This is a genomic window from Neobacillus vireti (assembly GCF_036962465.1).
Classification (GTDB): Bacteria; Bacillota; Bacilli; order Bacillales; family Cytobacillaceae; genus Neobacillus; species Neobacillus vireti_B.
The window spans coordinates 47,757-65,516 of record NZ_JBALNF010000004.1 but is presented as its reverse complement, the minus strand read 5'-3'; the positions used below and the strand labels follow the sequence as shown (position 1 = coordinate 65,516).

15 protein-coding genes are annotated in these 17,760 nt (G+C 38.2%); 13 read left to right on the top strand and 2 right to left on the bottom strand.

Translation table 11 applies throughout. The annotated features are described in order from the left end of the window. Positions 1 to 281: 281 nt before the first annotated feature. On the bottom strand, positions 282 to 1,475 hold the full coding sequence (locus tag V7077_RS02295; protein ID WP_335498228.1) for an ROK family transcriptional regulator: 1,194 nt from the start codon (positions 1,473 to 1,475) through the stop codon (positions 282 to 284). A 273-nt stretch (positions 1,476 to 1,748) separates the two neighbouring features. Here V7077_RS02295 and uxaC point away from each other — a divergent pair, with 273 nt between their 5' ends. The 7 genes from uxaC (at position 1,749) to V7077_RS02260 (ending at position 9,861) form a co-directional block, all read left to right on the top strand. Continuing rightward, a complete protein-coding gene (gene uxaC, locus V7077_RS02290) occupies positions 1,749 to 3,152 on the top strand; it encodes a glucuronate isomerase (protein ID WP_335498227.1) in 1,404 nt (467 codons plus the stop codon). Between the two features lie 143 nt (positions 3,153 to 3,295). Beyond that, positions 3,296 to 4,708, top strand: a complete 1,413-nt coding sequence (gene gndA / locus V7077_RS02285; RefSeq protein ID WP_335498226.1) for an NADP-dependent phosphogluconate dehydrogenase — start codon at positions 3,296 to 3,298, stop codon at positions 4,706 to 4,708. Positions 4,709 to 4,939: 231 nt separating this feature from the next. Beyond that, entirely contained in the window at positions 4,940 to 5,839 is a 900-nt protein-coding gene (locus V7077_RS02280; RefSeq protein WP_335498225.1) for an AraC family transcriptional regulator, read from the top strand. Between the two features lie 30 nt (positions 5,840 to 5,869). After that, entirely contained in the window at positions 5,870 to 6,757 is an 888-nt protein-coding gene (locus V7077_RS02275) for a sugar phosphate isomerase/epimerase family protein (protein WP_335498224.1), read from the top strand. Between the two features lies 1 nt (position 6,758). After that, positions 6,759 to 7,916, top strand: coding sequence for a Gfo/Idh/MocA family protein (locus tag V7077_RS02270; RefSeq protein ID WP_335498223.1), 1,158 nt, complete (start codon positions 6,759 to 6,761; stop codon positions 7,914 to 7,916). An 81-nt stretch (positions 7,917 to 7,997) separates the two neighbouring features. Further along, positions 7,998 to 9,017 carry a Gfo/Idh/MocA family protein gene (locus V7077_RS02265; RefSeq protein WP_335498222.1) on the top strand — a complete coding sequence of 340 codons (1,020 nt, stop codon included), beginning with the start codon at positions 7,998 to 8,000 and terminating at the stop codon, positions 9,015 to 9,017. After that, positions 9,004 to 9,861, top strand: coding sequence for a sugar phosphate isomerase/epimerase family protein (locus tag V7077_RS02260; protein ID WP_335498221.1), 858 nt, complete (start codon positions 9,004 to 9,006; stop codon positions 9,859 to 9,861). The genes V7077_RS02265 and V7077_RS02260 overlap by 14 nt, the downstream gene beginning before the upstream one ends. 112 nt (positions 9,862 to 9,973) lie before the next feature. On the opposite strand, the gene V7077_RS02255 is transcribed toward V7077_RS02260, so the two are convergent. Continuing rightward, entirely contained in the window at positions 9,974 to 11,131 is a 1,158-nt protein-coding gene (locus V7077_RS02255; RefSeq protein WP_335498219.1) for an ROK family transcriptional regulator, read from the bottom strand. 316 nt (positions 11,132 to 11,447) lie between these two features. Between V7077_RS02255 and V7077_RS02250 the strand changes: the two genes are divergently transcribed. The 6 genes from V7077_RS02250 (at position 11,448) to V7077_RS02225 (ending at position 17,729) form a co-directional block, all read left to right on the top strand. Beyond that, positions 11,448 to 12,716 carry a lactate racemase domain-containing protein gene (locus V7077_RS02250; protein WP_335498218.1) on the top strand — a complete coding sequence of 423 codons (1,269 nt, stop codon included), beginning with the start codon at positions 11,448 to 11,450 and terminating at the stop codon, positions 12,714 to 12,716. 18 nt (positions 12,717 to 12,734) lie between these two features. Continuing rightward, positions 12,735 to 13,505 carry an SDR family oxidoreductase gene (locus tag V7077_RS02245; RefSeq protein ID WP_335498217.1) on the top strand — a complete coding sequence of 257 codons (771 nt, stop codon included), beginning with the start codon at positions 12,735 to 12,737 and terminating at the stop codon, positions 13,503 to 13,505. Between the two features lie 81 nt (positions 13,506 to 13,586). Continuing rightward, on the top strand, positions 13,587 to 14,390 hold the full coding sequence (gene larE / locus V7077_RS02240; RefSeq protein ID WP_335498216.1) for an ATP-dependent sacrificial sulfur transferase LarE: 804 nt from the start codon (positions 13,587 to 13,589) through the stop codon (positions 14,388 to 14,390). A 94-nt stretch (positions 14,391 to 14,484) separates the two neighbouring features. Further along, positions 14,485 to 15,960, top strand: a complete 1,476-nt coding sequence (locus V7077_RS02235) for a gluconokinase (RefSeq protein WP_335498215.1) — start codon at positions 14,485 to 14,487, stop codon at positions 15,958 to 15,960. Between the two features lie 19 nt (positions 15,961 to 15,979). Continuing rightward, positions 15,980 to 16,756 (top strand): nickel pincer cofactor biosynthesis protein LarB, encoded by a 777-nt coding sequence (larB, locus tag V7077_RS02230; RefSeq protein WP_335498214.1) that lies wholly within the window; start codon positions 15,980 to 15,982, stop codon positions 16,754 to 16,756. Continuing rightward, on the top strand, positions 16,737 to 17,729 hold the full coding sequence (locus tag V7077_RS02225; protein WP_335498213.1) for a LarC family nickel insertion protein: 993 nt from the start codon (positions 16,737 to 16,739) through the stop codon (positions 17,727 to 17,729). Before larB ends, V7077_RS02225 begins: the two co-directional genes overlap by 20 nt. Positions 17,730 to 17,760: the final 31 nt, after the last annotated feature.

Below are 17,760 nucleotides of genomic sequence, written 5' to 3'. Positions count from 1 at the left end.
TTCGCTCGACATCGGACACCACGAACCTAATTTAGCTTCACCTTGTCCGAAGTTCATCCGTCTTCGGACACCAACTCATTTCTTTGGTAATACCTTGTCCGAAGTTGAGCAGATGTAAAAAATCCACCTCTATTTACAATATGGTTCACCATCATGCATTACATAAATAGATAAGAAAAAGACGTATGCTAATTCATACGTCAATTTTTATGTCTATTAATAAGATAGCATCAGAAAAATGAACCCCCTTATGGCTATAGCAGGAAGGGGCATAGTTCAAATCAAATGATGACGCTTTCATCCGGAACTGTTTTCAAAAGAAAAGGTAAATTTAACATTGGAACATCAAGAAATTGCTTGATTGCAAGTGCGCAGGCTCCCAGAATGCTTGACTTCCTGCCAATGGATGAAATTCTCAATTCACGGTAATGGCTGATAGATGAGTTCAGATTATCACTTATTTTCTTAAGAGAATTCGGATAAATACGCAGAAGTTTACTATCAAGGACAATTACATCTGGATTATACATATTAATCATATTATTTAAACCAATTGATAGATAGAAAATAAATTGCTCCATTACATCGAGTACTTCTTCATCCCCCTCATTTAGCCATTCTTGGATTTGTTCATAAGTTAAATTCTCAATTTGTCTTAATTCAGACAGATGTTGAAAAATAATTGATTCTGAGGCATATCTTTCCCAGCATCCTTTATTTCCACAATTACACTGTTTACCCCCAGGAACAACAATCATATGACCAATTTCACCTGCATACCCTTCATGGCCTCGGAAAAAATCATTATTCATCATCATGCCAAGACCGATTCCTGAATAGAGGGTTGCGCATAATAAGTTGTCTGTTTCATGATGTACAAATACACGCTCTGCAAAAGAACTAAGATTGGCATTGTTTTCAAGATGAATCGGGATACCGATTTCTCTTTCTAAATCACTTTTTAAGTTCTTCTCATGCCATTTCAATCGCGGCACATAGTGGATGATCTCTTCTTTTGATACCAAGCCATGGATCGCGATAACAATCCCAACAATCCCATAGCGGCTATCATTAAACTCAGCTTTGAATTTTTTGATCTGTTCAATAAGCAGCTGAAGAATGTCTTTATAATCTGTAGTATTGATTTTGACACTATTTGATGAGATCGGACAACCAAGAAGATCTGATATTGTAAATGATAGTTCTCCATAATCAAGATCAATTCCAAGTGCATAGCCAGCATTTCCGTTCAAAGAAAGCATAATCGGTTTTCTTCCAACGGTATAGTGCTCAAGATGGGTTTCGATAATGAGCCCTTCTTCTAATAGGTCTGCAACCTGGGCAGAGATGGTTGCTCTCGTCAGGTTAGTGGACTTGGATAAATCGGCTCTTGATATCATTCCTTCTTTAACTATTTCTCTAATAATGAGAGAGCGATTAATTTTCTTTATATATGCCGCATCACCGGTAACCATGTATATCCTCCATTTCGGGCATTTGCCTTTATGTATATTTCTATTATATCAGTTCTATTTAATAAATGACGGGTTATTATTCAATAATTCCTAAATAGTTAATTGACTAAACATATTAAAAGTGTTAAATTATGAATGTAGTTAATTTGTTTATTAAACAAATTAAAGGAGTTTGAGATTATTTATTTTTTTAAGAGATGTATTGGTAATTCTGTAAGGGGTTACAGTGGGTAAGCTAACAATATAAATTTAAGTTAAAGGAGAGGACTTTGATTGAAAAATTTTATGGACCAACACTTCTTATTAAATTCAAAGACGGCTGTTAAGCTTTACGAAAATGCGGCAGCTGAGGCGCCTATTTTTGATTTTCATTGTCATTTAGATCCTAAGGAAGTATGGGAAAATAAGTCTTATGAAACTATAACGCAAATATGGCTCGGCGGAGACCATTACAAGTGGAGAACAATGCGTATGCACGGTATTGGCGAACGCTACATTACCGGCGATGCTAGTGATTGGGAAAAATTTGAAAAGTGGGCAGAAACCGTTCCACATTTAATTGGCAACCCTGTTTATCATTGGACACATTTAGAGTTAAAAATGTTCTTCGGAATTGATAAGGTTTTAAGTCCTGAAACTGCTCGTGAAATTTGGGAGGAATGTAATGAAAAATTACAGAAGCCTGAATTCAGTGCAAGAGGGCTAATTGAGAGATCGAACGTAAAGTTTATCGGAACTACTGACGATCCAATTTCCACTTTAGAATATCATCAATTATTGAAAAATGATGAAACGTTTAACTCGATGATTGCTCCAACTTTCCGTCCTGACGGTGCGCTTTTTATTGAACGTCCAACTTTCAAAAGCTGGATTGAAAAATTAGCAGATGTTTCTGGCATAAAAACGGATTCCTTAGATGGATTTTTAGCAGCACTAAACCAGCGAGTCGAATATTTTCATGAACATGGAGGCCGTGCCTCTGACCATGATATTCAAAAAATGGAATATGTAGAAACAACCAAACAAGAGGTTGAAGTCATTTTCAATAAACGCGTAAGCGGAGAACAACTTTCAAATCAAGAATTGATTGCATATCGTATTTTCCTATTAAAGGAACTTGGCAAAATGTATGCTGAAAAACACTGGGTTATGCAGCTTCATATGGGAGCCATGCGGAATAATAACACAAGAATGAAAGAACTGCTCGGAACAGATGTAGGATTTGATTCAGTTGGTGAAGCTAATATGGCGGAGGGGTTATCTCGATTCCTTGATTCCCTTGATCAAATAAATGCACTTCCAAGAACTGTTTTATTTAACTTGAACCAAAAAGATAATGTCGTGTTAGCAGGAATGATGGGGAACTTTTATGAAGAGGGTATTCCTGGTAAGGTTCAACTAGGTTCGGGCTGGTGGTTTGTTGACCATATCGATGGTATGGAAAGACAGATGAAGGATTTTGCAAATGTTGGTGTATTAAGCCACTTTATTGGTATGTTAACGGATTCTCGCAGCTTCCTGTCATATGCGCGTCATGATTATTTCCGTAGAATTCTATGTAACATCCTTGGCGATTGGGTTGAAAAGGGCTTAGCGCCAAATGATCTGAAGCATATGGAAAAAATGGTTCGGAATATTTGCTATGATAATGCCGAACACTTCTTTTTGGAGCGCTAAGATGTAGAAAGGGATGACACGCTAAGGGCCATCCCTGATTAGACTGAATTACCTGATTATATTTTTAAATAAGCACTTTTTTATTGTCATTAGGGCAAGAATATGGTTATCTATAAAGAATACAACAATGAAAGAGGGATAGTATGTCAAAACAACAAATTGGTGTAGTTGGATTAGCAGTCATGGGTAAGAACTTGGCACTTAATATTGAGAGCCGTGGCTATTCTGTAGCTGTTTTTAACCGCTCCTATGATAAAACAGAAAGCTTTTTAAAGAACGAAGCTGAAGGGAAGAATTTTGTTGGGGCTAAAACTGTAGAGGAATTTGTAAATTCTCTAGAAAAGCCGCGCAAGATTTTACTAATGGTTAAAGCTGGTGCAGGAACGGATGCAACAATCGACTCTCTAAAACCATTTTTAGAAGAAGGAGATATCCTAATCGACGGTGGTAATACATTCTTCCAAGATACAATTAGACGTAACAAAGAATTAGCTAATGCTGGTTTCCATTTTATTGGAACAGGCGTTTCCGGAGGAGAAGAAGGAGCACTTAAAGGACCATCGATTATGCCTGGCGGGAATAAAGAAGCATATGAATTAGTTCAGCCTATCTTAGAAGCTATCTCAGCTAAGGTTGGGGGCGATCCATGTTGTACTTATATTGGACCAAACGGTGCCGGTCATTATGTGAAAATGGTTCATAATGGAATTGAGTATGGAGATATGCAATTAATCTCAGAAGCATATTTCATTTTGAAAAATGTTCTTGGCTTAGGTGCTGAAGAACTTCATAATGTATTTTCTGAATGGAATAAAGGCGAATTAGATAGCTACTTGATCGAAATTACTGCGGATATCTTTACAAAGGTGGACGAAGATACAGGTAAACCAATGGTCGATGTAATCCTAGATACTGCCGGTCAAAAAGGTACTGGTAAGTGGACAAGCCAAAATGCTCTAGATTTAGGTGTGCCACTTCCAATTATCACAGAATCAGTATTCGCTCGCTTTATCTCAGCAATGAAAGAAGAGCGTGTAAAAGCAAGTAAAGTATTAACAGGACCTGAGGTTAAACCATTCGATGGCAGCAAGGAAGAATTAATTGAAGCTGTTCGTAAAGCATTATATATGAGTAAAATTTGCTCATATGCTCAAGGTTTTGCCCAAATGCGTGTCGCATCTGAAGAATATGACTGGAACCTTCGTTATGGGGATATTGCAATGATCTTCCGTGGAGGCTGTATTATCCGTGCTCAGTTCTTACAAAAAATCAAAGATGCATACGATCGTGATTCAGAACTAGCAAACCTTTTATTAGATCCATACTTCAAGGATATTGTAGAGAACTACCAACAGGCGTTACGTCAAGTCATTGCAGTGGCGATTGAGCGTGGTATTCCTGTACCATCATTTGCAAGTGCAATTGCTTACTATGACAGCTACCGCACTGAAACACTTCCTGCCAATCTGTTGCAAGCTCAGCGCGACTACTTTGGTGCTCACACGTATCAGCGTGTTGATAAAGAAGGCGTATTCCATACAAACTGGATGGAATAAGGATTTACATTGTAAAGTAATAATAGAGACTATACTGGCCCATAATGGTTGGTTAGTCTCTTTTTTTTGTTAGATTTGACTGGGAATTATTATTAAAAAGCAATCTAAGACAAAAAAGATGGATATTTGAGCATTTTTAGAGAATGATTTTTAATATGAAGTGCAATAAAATGAAAATGTAGTTGGTTAACAATTCAGTTGTTAACGCTTACTTTTAAGGGCGTGGAACTAATGGATCAAGTGAGTTCATCTAACTATAGCAAAAAAATTATGGATGAATGGATAACAGCTTTTTATCGAGTACAGGGTTTGGACAACTCATTTAATTTTCACTCCCACCAAGAATATGAGATTTATTTTTTTCATTCGGGTGATTGTAAGTACTTAATTAACAATCGAATTTATGAATTACAGCCTGGTGATATTATTTTGTTGGATGGGATGACCTTGCATAAACCAAATCCGGGTCCTGGCAGCACTTACACAAGAAGTATGCTTCATTTTTCACCTACTTGGCTCCGTGAATTGTTGGGTACTCTTGGTATCCCTAATTTATTAGATCCCTTTAAAAAACTTAATAACTGCTTATTGCGAACGGGATATGATGAATCTGGACAAATAGTAGATGGAATGATGAAGAATATTGCGGATTCGTTGGAACTAATTGATCTAGACTTCCAAAGAAACAATAAAAAAAATGAGCTATTAGAGGCCGAGGTCAAACTTGAGTTAATTCAATTATTGTTAAGAATTTATAAAATGAGTCAAAAAGAATTATCTCAAATAACGAGTAAAAAAACGGATAAGGAAGCTCATGCTGAGTCAATTGCCTCATGGATTAATGAACACTATATGGAAAAGGTAAGTTTGGAACAGATTGCAGGAGAATTAAATCTTAGTAAGTACTATGCCTCACATGTTTTTAAGGAAGTTACTGGTTTTACCGTAATGGAATATGTAATGGGCTGCCGTCTCAACCAGGTGAAGTACCTGTTGGAGATGGAACCAAATCTCACTCTAACAGAGGTCTCACAGTCGGTTGGATTTGAAAGCGTTGCCCATTTTAGTCGATATTTTAAAGAAAAAATGGGCAAAACACCTTCACAATATCGTAAAGAAAAACAAAAGTAGAATTTCGTGTGAAGAAGGAGGAACAGGATAATGCAAAATGATTTATGGATTTCCGGTTTTTCGGATGAAATCTCTTCTGACTTTGATACCCAGCTTGAAGTTGTAGCGGAATTAGGCATGCGTTACATCTCCTTGCGTGGTATTGATGGGAAAAATATCGGTGATTTTACTGTGGAAGAGATAAAAGAAAGTGTCCTGCCGCGGCTTCAAAAAGCAGGGATTGGGGTTTCTTCGATCGGATCGCCTATTGGCAAAGTATTCATCAATGATGAAGAGGGATTTGCCAAACAAAAGACCATGTTAGATACACTTTGCCAGATTGCTAACTTATTAGAATGTAAATATATCCGAATTTTTAGCTTTTATATTCCAAAGGATGAAGATGCTGACAACTACAGAGACGAAGTTATTAGTAAACTAAAAGAGTTTGCAGCAATAGCAGATAAATATGATGTTATTTTATTACATGAAAATGAAAAGGACATTTATGGGGACATTGCTAGACGCTGTCACGAAATATTAACAGAGGTTGGTTCAGTCCATTTTAAGGCGATTTTCGATTTTGCTAACTTCGTTCAGTGTGGCGAGGATACCCAGGAATGCTACGAATTATTAAAAGATGAAATTGTTTATATCCACATTAAAGATGCAGTTGCAACCGAGAGTCAAAATGTGGTCTGCGGTTCAGGGGAAGGTAAAATACCTGAAATTTTAGCACAAGCCATTCAAAGCGGTTACAAAGGCTTCCTAACTCTTGAACCTCATCTTGTTCTCTTTGATTCTTTAAAGGATCTAGAACTGGAGGATGCTCAAGAGATTATTAAAGATAACAAAGGCCTTGATGGTGCAGGCGGATACAAACTTCAATATGAGTCACTAGTAAACATTCTTGAAAAAATAGAAAGCGGGGAAAAATAAAATGGCAAATGTTAGATTGGGAGTTATTGGCTTAGGAGCACAAGGCGGGGCTTATGCAGGATTTTTAGCAGATGGAAAAGTGAAAAACATGGTACTAGGAGCAATCTGTGACACTGACCCAGCAAAAAAGGAATTGGCAGCAGAAAAGTATCCTGACGTTCCATTCTTTGAGAACTATATTGATATGCTTGAAAGCGGTAAAGTTGACGCTGTAGTTACCTGTGTTCCACATTACCTTCACCCTGAAATGGGAATTGAAGCACTAAAAAGAGATATCCATGCCTTGGTAGAAAAACCAGCAGGTGTATATACAAAACAAGTAAGAGAATTAAATGAATTTGCTGCTACAAAACCAGAATTAACTTTCGGAATTATGTTTAATCAACGAACAAATCCACTCTATCAAAAGGTGAAGGAAATTATTGATAATGGTGAAATTGGCGAAATTCGCCGTACAAACTGGATCATTACGACTTGGTGGAGACCACAAGGCTATTATGACCAAAGCGCATGGAGAGCCACATGGGGCGGCGAAGGCGGCGGTGTCCTAGTCAATCAGGCACCACACCAAATTGATTTGCTTCAATGGATTTGTGGTATGCCTAAAAAGGTCTATTCTAATGTGAAATACGGCTACCAAAGAAACATAGCTGTAGAAGATGAAGTAACGACAATCTTAGACTACGGTAATGGCGCAACAGGCGTATTTATCACCTGTACACATGATGTGATGGGTACAGACCGTTTTGAAATATTAGGTGATAAAGGGAAAATCGTTGTCGATGATAGCAAAAAAATAACCGTTAAACGTTTAAAAAAATCAGAATCTGAAATGAGCGCAACCATGAGCTGGGCAGAAGTAACAAAAATTTTCATGGGTCAGGGATTATCTGAAATCTATACAGAAGAAGTAATTGAATTTGAAAGTGTTTGGGGCGGTCAGCACATTGCTGTGATGGAGAACTTTGCTGCGAATATCCTTGAAGGAACACCACTTCTTGCACCTGGCAGTGATGGAATCAATGGCGTTGCGCTGGCAAATGCAATCCACCTATCGAGCTGGTTAGGTAAAGAAGTAGAACTTCCAATTGATGAAGAGCTATACTTCGCTGAGTTGAGTAAAAAAGTGGCAGAGGAAAAAGAGAACCCAATTAAATAATCTATTTTATTAATCTATAAATCTATATGAACTCGGGGAGTCTTGTTTCCTCCTCGAATTCATTTTAAAGGGGAATAGCTAATGCTCAAAATAGCAGTTATAGGACTTGGCGATATATCAAAAATTCATATTCCAGCTATACAAGCAAACCCTAATGCCATGTTAACGGCCGTATGTGATCTTGATGAATCATTAAGAAGTACCGTACCTGATGCAAATTTCTATACAGACTATCAAGAAATGCTGAACAAAGAATCATTGGATTGTGTACATGTTTGTTTGCCGCACTATCTTCACTATCCAGTAACAAAGGTAATTGTTGAAAAAGGTGTTCATGTCTTTCAGGAAAAACCCTTGTCTTTGAATACACAAGAGGGTTTGGCTTTAGCAAAGCTAGAGGAAGAGCTGCAGGCTAAAATCTGTGTATGCTTTCAAAATCGTTATAATGAATCCTTTGAATTGCTGCAAGAAATAATCGCAAGCGGTCAATTGGGAAAGATGATTGGGATAAAAGGATTAGTCCCTTGGTTTCGGCCAAAAGAATACTACGATGTGAAACCATGGCGGGGAAAGATGGAGCTTGCCGGTGGTGGAGTGATGATTAACCAAGCTCTCCATACCATCGATTTAATGCAGCTGCTTGGCGGTGAGATTGATTCAATTAAAGGGTCCATTGCTCAATTATTGGATTACGGGATTGAGGTTGAAGATACAGCATCCGCTCATATTCATTTTAAAAATGGAGTAAAGGGATTATTTTTTGCCACAAATGCCAATGCAGAAAATTCAAGTGTCGATATAGAGGTGTCCTTTGAAAAAGGAAAATTCACCATCAAAGATAGTATGTTAATTAAAATCAATGAAGATGGAAAAAAAGAAAAATTGATTGAAGATGCTAAGCTGCCAGGGACAAAATTCTATTACGGGGCAAGCCATATTAAACTCATCAATCAATTTTATAACGCAATAATAAACAACTCAGAGAGTTATGTAAAGGTGAAAGATGCCCTTACATCGATTAAAATGATTGACGCTATCCGCCAATCCTCAGAAGAAAAAAGGATGATAAAAATGGAGGAATTAGAATATGCAAACAGCTAAAATTGGCGTTCAAATGTTTAACCTTAAAGATAAAATCGTGGAGTTAGGTGCATATGAAACATTAAGAAAGTTAAGCGAGCTTGGCTATCATTATGTCGAGGTAACTCAAATTCAAATGACAGAAGAAAATGTAGCTGAATTAAGAAGAGCGAGCGTTGACTTTGGAATCAAAATTGCATCCATTTCTGCTCCTTTAGATACCATGCCAGGCTTTCCTGGTGAATCATTGACAAAGGACTTTGATAAAATTGTGAATGATTGCAGACTTTTAGATTGTAATTTTATCCGAATTGGAATGATGCCGATTCAACTTATGGGGCATAAGGACCAAGCTATGGAGTATATTCGGAATGCAGAAGTAATGGCAGAAAGACTAGCAGAGCATGGAATTGAATTATATTACCATAACCATCATATTGAATTTGAGAAATATGATGGAAAATGTCTATTGGACATTATGAAAGATAGCACTTCTAAACTTGGCTTCGAATTAGATGTTCACTGGGTTCAACGAGGTGGCGAGAATCCGATTAATGTGATTAATAGATTTGCTGGACGGGTCTCATTAATCCACTTAAAAGATTATCGAATTGGAAATATGAATGTAAGTGAAGAAGATTTTAAAGATATGTCTAAGTTCATGCAAAAGTTCACAAATATAATTGAGTTTGCGGAACTTGGTCAAGGCAACTTGGACATAAAGGGTATAATCGAAGCTGGTGTGAAGAGTGGTGTACAATATTTCCTAATTGAACAAGATGATACTTATGGCCGTGATCCATTTGAAACGTTAAAAGATTCAGGAAACTACTTAAGAGAGTTAGGTTACGGTGATTGGTTCTAATCGGCATGTGAAAAAAAGATTAAAAGGGAGTGCCTGGCATAAACGTGCCGGGCACTTTTTCTTATTGATATAGAAAAAAGCCTCCAGTGCCGGAGGCCGTAATGAATGATGGCTACAGGGTTAAACTAAGCTCGGAAACGTCTAAAAACTTTTGAATACCCATTGCACATGCTCCCATGATACAAGCTTTTTTTCCGAACTCGGATAGTAACAGCTGAGAATAATGGCTGATTCTAGAAGTAAAATGTGCTTTAAGTTCTTCAATGGCATTCGGATTTAAACGGAGTAATGCACTATTAACGACTAGAATTTCTGGGTTATAAAGATTAATCAGATTATTTAGCCCAATGGACAGATACATGATAAATTGCTCCATTTCTTTACAAATTGCCGGTTCTTTGTCGTTAAGACCATTCTGGATATCTTCAAAACATAGATCAAGTTTTTGGAGGTCGTGAGAGATTCGACGTATAAGGCTATTTTCTGAAGCATACTGTTCCCAACAGCCTAAATTACCGCAGCTGCAAGGCAAGCCATTGGGCACGATGATCATATGGCCTATTTCACCAGCATATCCATGAAACCCCTTTACTAATTCACCATTGATCATAAACCCAAGTCCAATCCCAGAATATAAGCTTACGGAAAGTAAATTCTTACTATGATGATGTTTGTAGACTTTTTCCGCGAGTGAACATAAATTTGCATTATTTTCAATGTGGATTTTAATGCCAACTTCCCTTTCTAAGTCTTTTTTTAAGGTTTTGTTTTTCCAATCATGTTGTGGAACAAAATAAATGACTTCATCGGTATCGACTATTCCATGAATCCCAATGACGACTGCAATTAGGCCATAATGAGTTTTTTTACATTTGGATTGGTAGTCTCTAATCTGCCGGCTAAGTATATCAAGGATGACATCGTAGTTAGAATCCTGCAGGTCAACTATATCCGTGTGAACGGGACAGCCACTCAAATCAGCCAGTGTAAAGGTAATCATAGTCTTATCTAAATCAATCCCTAGGGCGAAACCAGCATTGTTGTTAATTGAGAGCATAATGGGTCTTCTGCCTAAACTCGTGTGTTCAAGCTGTGCTTCGATTATTAATTCATTCTCCAAAAGTTCGGAAACCTGGACAGAAATAGTAGCTTTATTTAGTCCGGTTACTTTAGCAATTTCTGCCCTCGAGATCCATTTATGCTCAACGATTGTACTTAATATTAACGATCTGTTCATATTTTTTATAAGTGATGCATCACCAGTGAGCATAAAAAACCTCCTTATCCTTATAAAAGGGTTAACGATATATTTATTTTTGAAAGACTGTTTTGAGTGAAGATCAACAGCTCGTTTAACAGGGCACTTTAAAAAGAAATATACGTATTTATTTATTGACGTTAGCACCCCATAATGATATATTATACATGTAATTTGTTTGTTTGGTAAACAAATTAAATAAGAATTGTAATAATATTTTAAAAAAGGTAATTTGAAAGGGATTACAGGGGGAGAATTCTTCCTCTCTGTTTATACATTGAATAGATTCCTAAGTGGTAAACTTACATTAAACAAAGGAGTGAAATACATGGGAATTCTTCAAGAACTCTTAAAAGATATTCCAGTGCCAAAAATGGCCAAAGTAAGGGTGAATTTTGAAAATAATAAGATTGTTGACCTCGGATCAGAACTAAGAATGAAATTAAACCAGGTACATATTCAAGAGAAAATTCAGCCTGGGATGGAAATTGCTATTGCAGTTGGAAGCAGAGGTTTGGACCGTCTTGTAGAATTAACAGCGGTAACGGTTCAATTCTTAAAGGAACAAGGAGCGAAACCATTCATTGTTCCAAGTATGGGAAGCCACGGCGGTGCAACGGCAGAGGGGCAGCGTGAGGTGTTAGCTCATCTAGGCGTAACAGAAGATACTGTAGGATGTGAAATTCGATCATCGATGGAGGTCGTAAAAGTTGGGGAATTGCCTAACGGTTTACCAATCTATGTTGATAAGTTTGCATCAAAAGCAGATGGAATTGTAGTCATTAATCGAGTAAAACCTCATACAGCCTTCCGAGGTCCGGTTGAAAGCGGCATTATGAAAATGATTAGTATTGGACTAGGGAAGCAAAAAGGGGCGGAAGCATGTCATCAAATGGGTTTTAAATATATGGCTGAGAATGTTCCCGCAATGGCGAAGGTGATTATGGAAAAAACTCCTTTCCTTTTTGGGGTTGCAACAATTGAGAATGCTTTTGATAAAGTGGCAGTGCTCGAAGTTCTTACCCCTCAGGAGATTGTGGAAAAAGAACCTGCACTACAACAGCAAGCAAAGGAGCTATTGCCGAAGCTTTTCTTTGATCAGTTGGATGTTCTCCTGATTGACGAGATTGGTAAAAATATTAGCGGGGATGGTATGGATCCCAATATTACCGGGCGTTATCCAACGCCATATGCATCAGGCGGACCTGATGTGAACAAAATGGTAGTGCTTGATGTAACCGTTCAATCAGAGGGGAATGCGAATGGAGTAGGAACAGCTGATTTTACGACCCAGCGGCTGGTAGATAAGATGGACAAAGAAGGTACTTATGCAAATGGGTTGACTTCAACCGTTTGTGCACCTACCAAAATTGCTACTACCTTGCCGAATGATAAAATGGCAATTCAAGCAGCAGTAAAAACCTGTAATATCTTAGACTTTACAAAAGTTAAATTAGTAAGGATTAAAAATACATTAGTGCTTAGTGAGATTGAAGTTTCAGAGCCATTGCTTCCTTACATTGCACAGCACCCAAATATGGAGCAAATTTCAGATGTTTATGATTTCAAATTTAATGATAAAGAAAATTTATTTTAAAAAAGGGGAGAAATAAAGATGGCAAATTTATTTGATTTAACCGGAAAAACAGCAGTTGCAATCGGGGGAAATGGTGTATTAGGTTCAGCCATGGCAAAGGGCTTAGCGGAACATGGAGCAAGAGTCGCCATTGTCGGCCGTAATTTGGAAAAGGCAGAAGCAGTTGTAAAGGAAATTAACGATAATGGCGGCGAGGCAAAGGCATTTCAAGCGGATGTCAGTTCTCGTGACTCATTAATTAAAGCAGCGGATGAAATTGACCAATGGTCTGGCGGCTGTGATATACTCTTAAATGCACCTGGAACGAATAGTTCAACCCCATTTCTTGAACTTGAAATGGATGAGTATGATAAAATTATGGAAATTAACCTAAAAGGAATTGTATTAGCTTGTCAAATTTTTGCGAAAAGGATGATTGAACAAGATAGAAAGGGAAGTATTATTAATATTTCCTCTGTATCTTCAACCACACCGCTTTCTCGGGTATTTACGTATTCTGTATCAAAAGCAGGACTTAATAGTGTCACCCAATATTTAGCTCGTGAGTTTGCACCAAATGGAATTCGTGTAAATGCCATTATTCCTGGATTTTTCCCTGCTGAACAAAATCGTAAAATATTAGATGCAGAAAGAATTGAAAATATTATGAGACATACACCAATGAACCGTTTTGGGGAAGCGGAGGAGCTTCAGGGTGCGACAGTATGGCTTGCCTCAGATAAAGCTTCAAGCTTTGTGACTGGTGCCTTGATAAGAGTAGATGGCGGATTTGGAAGTATGACCATTTAGTTTGAATTCACATAAACCAGCTTTTCTAAAAATATGTTAAAAAGAGAATAGAATTAAAGAAATGGTAAGGGAGTTGGGGAAATGCTGACAGAGAAGTATAAAAAATTACAATCCATTCTCCGTGAAATGAAATCAGTTGTTGTTGCATTCTCAGGAGGGGTAGATAGTACGTTTTTGTTAAAAGCTGCAGTTGACACGTTAGGTGCAGAAAAAGTACTTGCAGTTACAGCAGACTCTGAAAGCTATCCCTCAAGTGAATTGGAAGAGGCAAAGAAATTAGCAGAAATAATTGGTGCCCAACACCAAGTTATCGAAACATCAGAACTAGCAATCCCAGGGTATGCAGAGAACGATAAAAACCGATGCTATTTTTGTAAAAGCAGTCTATTCGAGCACTTAGTCCCTGTGATGGATAAAAAGGGATTTCAAAATGTCATTTATGGTGTCATTGCAGACGATATGAATGAATTTCGCCCCGGCATGAAGGCTGCTAAAGAAAAGGGAATCCGAGGTCCGCTTCAGGAGGCGGAATTATATAAAGAAGAAATTAGAGAACTTTCCAAAGGGTTTAATTTGCCTACCTGGAATAAACCATCCTTAGCCTGTCTCTCATCCAGAATAGCTTATGGGGAGTTTATTACAAAAGAGAAATTAACCAAGGTTGAAAAGGCCGAAGATTATTTAAGATCGCTTCATATTCACCAAGTCCGGGTAAGGACACACCAGGAGATAGCAAGAATAGAGGTAGAACCAAGCGATATGGCAATTATTTTAAGTCAGCATGAACAAATAGTTAAACAACTTCAAGACTTTGGATACAAATACGTTACACTCGACTTAGTTGGTTATCAGAGTGGTAGTATGAACAAAGTTCTATCTAAATAATTTTTGCCTAAGTGTGATAAGGAAAAAAGAAAAGGCTTTGGTAGAATCCAAAGCTTTTTCTTTTAAAAATGTTATAAATAAAGGAAGATGAATTATGTCAAGTGAATATGTAATGGGGCTTGATATTGGAACAACAAGTGTAAAAGCTTGTGTGTTTACGTTAAAGGGAAAATTAGTAGCCGAAGTAGAGAAAATGAACACTTCCTCATATCCCCATCAGGGCTGGGTGGAGCAAGATCCTGTTGAAATTGAACAAGCTTCCATTCAGGCTATAAAAGAAGTAATTAAAAAAGCAGCTATCCAGAAAAATGAGTTAGTTACCATTGGATTTTCTGCTGCGATGCATTCACTAGTTTGTATGGATGAAGAAGGAAGTCCAATATCCCCAGCACTTATTTGGGCGGATGGAAGAAGTTATGAACAAGCTGAAAATATAATGAAAACCTTGGGAGATCAGGTTTATTCCCAAACCGGGACTCCGATTCATCCGATGACACCTTTTGTAAAACTAGTCTGGATGAAAGAAACAGAATATGAACCTTACAAAAGAGCCCGATACTTTATGTCCATCAAGGAATACTTACTGCAATGCTGGTTTGGTAAAAGGGTAATCGACTATTCCATGGCATCAGCAACAGGATTATTCAACCCAAAAACACATAAATGGGTACAAGACTTATTAGAACTTGCCGGTATTAAAGAAGACCAGCTTTCTGAAATTGTTTCTCCGACGAAAACCTTAACAGGTATTAATCTGGCAAAGGCTGAAGAAATGGGAATAGATCCGAATATGCCATTTGTTGTAGGCGCTGCAGACGGCCAATTGGCAAATCTCGGCATTGGCGCTATTTTACCTGGTGAAGTGGCTGTATCTGTTGGTACGAGCGGTGCAATCAGGCAGCTTACAAGAGGTGTAAGGATTGGTGAAAATCAAGAAACTTTCTGTTATTCCTTTACAGAAGATACCGCTATCATTGGTGGTCCAACTAACAATGGCGGGGTAGTCCTGCAATGGCTTAAGGATCTTTTACAAGACGATAGAAGTTTTACAGACTTTTTAGCTGATGCAAAAAAGGTTAGGCCGGGGGCAGATGGAATCCTCTTTCTTCCTTATCTAAATGGTGAACGAGCTCCAATCTGGAATCAACGGGCAAAAGGGAATTTCTATGGAGTTTCCATAACCCATAAAAAAGAACATTTTATTCGAGCCGTGCTAGAAGGGATTACGTTTAATCTTCATCAAATAGGAAAAGCCCTGGAAAGGTTAGCTGGAGAGCCGCAAAAGATTTATGTTAATGGCGGTTTAGCCAGATCTCCATTGTGGCTGCAAATGATGGCGGATATTTTTCAAGCAGAGATTTATGTTTCGGAAAGCCACCACAGTGCTGCCTGGGGTGCTGCATGGACAGCCCTTGTCGCGATTCATAAGGTAGAATCTTTTGAAGATATTAAAATGAATATACCGATGGGGGAAGCGACCTTACCAAATAAGGATACAAGCGAACTCTATAAGGGAATCTATCAGAATTATATTGAATTGGCTACAGATATGAAAAAGTATTTTAATTAGAAAATAAAGGGGGAAGCTTATGCTTGATGAAATTTTAACACAAGTTCAAACAGGAACCCTTAGTATTACAGAGGCTAAAGAAAGATTAGCGACCTTTGAAAATTTAGGCTTTGCTAAAGTGGACCATCATCGTAAGAAACGTCAAGGCTTTGCTGAGGTCATCTATGGAGAAGGGAAAACAGCTGATCAAATTATTTCCATTATTCAAGCTTTACGGGCACGGAATAACGAAATCCTTGTCACAAGGGTTTCCAAAGAAAAGGCAGAAGTCATCCTGCATACTTGTCCGGAACTTACTTATAATGAGACAGCGCATATTCTTTTTTGGAAAGATGAAACGGTGCCAATAAAAAATAAAGAGGGATACATTGCTGTAATAGCTGCAGGCACTTCGGATTTAAGAGTTGCGGAGGAGGCTGCCGTTACTGCAGAAGTTTTAGGCAGTCCAGTTCATCGCATTTATGATGTAGGGGTTGCAGGAATACATCGTCTTTTGAACCACGCAGAAGAAATTCAACAGGCAACTGTATCTGTTGTGGTGGCAGGAATGGAAGGAGCCCTTCCAAGTGTGGTGGGAGGTCTCGTCTCACACCCCGTTATTGCTGTTCCGACAAGCATTGGGTATGGTGCTAATTTTCATGGATTATCTGCACTTTTAACGATGCTAAATTCATGCGCCTCAGGAATCAGTGTTGTCAATATTGATAATGGGTTTGGCGGCGGCTATAATGCTGTCTTAATTCATCAACTAGCGCAAAAAGGGGAAACCGTAAAAAATGAAGACACTTTACTTTGATTGTTTTTCAGGAATTAGCGGGGATATGGTCATTGGTGCACTAATTGATGCAGGAGCAGACCCGGAACTTTTAGAGGCAGAATTGAAGAAGCTTAAATTAGATGGTGAATACGAATTAAAATGGAAAAAGATCGTCAAGAATGGAATTACGAGTACAAAGTTTGATGTAATATTACAAAATAATTCTAGTCAAATTGAGATATCTAATGAACAAGGTAAAGAGCAAACTCCTAACCATGTTCATGAAACCCAAGACCACCATCGTGAGCACCATGATCACGAACATAATCACGACCATGTGCACAGTCACGACCATGTGCACAGTCACGACCATGTGCACAGTCACGACCATGTGCACAGTCACGACCATGTGCACAGCCACGACCATGTGCACAGCCACGACCATGGACATAATCACGACCATGGCCATAGTCACGATCATGACCATGGCCACCACCATCACGAACACCGTGCCTATAAAGATATTGTAAAGTTAATAGATGCAGCTGATTTTGCTAGTCCAGTAAAAGAAACTGCATTCAGGATATTTAAACGGATTGGTGAAGCGGAAGGGCTTATTCACGGAATTCCTTTAGAGAAGGTTCATTTCCATGAGGTAGGTGCCATAGATTCGATTATCGATATAATAGGCGCAGCAATATTAATACATCAATTAAATGTTGAAACAATAAAGTCATCCCCTATCCCAGTGGGTACAGGAAGAATTCGTATTGACCATGGAATTTATCCAGTTCCAGCTCCGGCAACACTTGAAATTCTGAAAGGAGTTCCACTTGAACAGTCGGAAATAAGGGCAGAGCTAACCACACCCACTGGAGCGGCTATTATAGCTGTACTAGCTGAGGAATTCGGTCCAATCCCTTCCATGAAAATTTCTTCTATTGGCTATGGAGCAGGGACAAAAACCTTTAAACAGCATCCAAATGTACTTCGAGTAATTATCGGTAATTAAAAAAGAGGCTGACCCAAAAGTTGGCTGATGA

What these genes read in the sequence shown, in the direction of transcription:
- V7077_RS02295 (WP_335498228.1), bottom strand. Translation starts at nt 1,475, where the DNA reads ATGGTTACCGGTGATGCGGCATATATAAAGAAAATTAATCGCTCTCTC.
- gndA (WP_335498226.1), top strand. Translation starts at nt 3,296, where the DNA reads ATGTCAAAACAACAAATTGGTGTAGTTGGATTAGCAGTCATGGGTAAG.
- V7077_RS02280 (WP_335498225.1), top strand. Translation starts at nt 4,940, where the DNA reads ATGGATCAAGTGAGTTCATCTAACTATAGCAAAAAAATTATGGATGAA.
- V7077_RS02275 (WP_335498224.1), top strand. Translation starts at nt 5,870, where the DNA reads ATGCAAAATGATTTATGGATTTCCGGTTTTTCGGATGAAATCTCTTCT.
- V7077_RS02270 (WP_335498223.1), top strand. Translation starts at nt 6,759, where the DNA reads ATGGCAAATGTTAGATTGGGAGTTATTGGCTTAGGAGCACAAGGCGGG.
- V7077_RS02265 (WP_335498222.1), top strand. Translation starts at nt 7,998, where the DNA reads ATGCTCAAAATAGCAGTTATAGGACTTGGCGATATATCAAAAATTCAT.
- V7077_RS02260 (WP_335498221.1), top strand. Translation starts at nt 9,004, where the DNA reads ATGCAAACAGCTAAAATTGGCGTTCAAATGTTTAACCTTAAAGATAAA.
- V7077_RS02255 (WP_335498219.1), bottom strand. Translation starts at nt 11,131, where the DNA reads ATGCTCACTGGTGATGCATCACTTATAAAAAATATGAACAGATCGTTA.
- V7077_RS02250 (WP_335498218.1), top strand. Translation starts at nt 11,448, where the DNA reads ATGGGAATTCTTCAAGAACTCTTAAAAGATATTCCAGTGCCAAAAATG.
- V7077_RS02245 (WP_335498217.1), top strand. Translation starts at nt 12,735, where the DNA reads ATGGCAAATTTATTTGATTTAACCGGAAAAACAGCAGTTGCAATCGGG.
- larE (WP_335498216.1), top strand. Translation starts at nt 13,587, where the DNA reads ATGCTGACAGAGAAGTATAAAAAATTACAATCCATTCTCCGTGAAATG.
- V7077_RS02235 (WP_335498215.1), top strand. Translation starts at nt 14,485, where the DNA reads ATGTCAAGTGAATATGTAATGGGGCTTGATATTGGAACAACAAGTGTA.
- larB (WP_335498214.1), top strand. Translation starts at nt 15,980, where the DNA reads ATGCTTGATGAAATTTTAACACAAGTTCAAACAGGAACCCTTAGTATT.
- V7077_RS02225 (WP_335498213.1), top strand. Translation starts at nt 16,737, where the DNA reads ATGAAGACACTTTACTTTGATTGTTTTTCAGGAATTAGCGGGGATATG.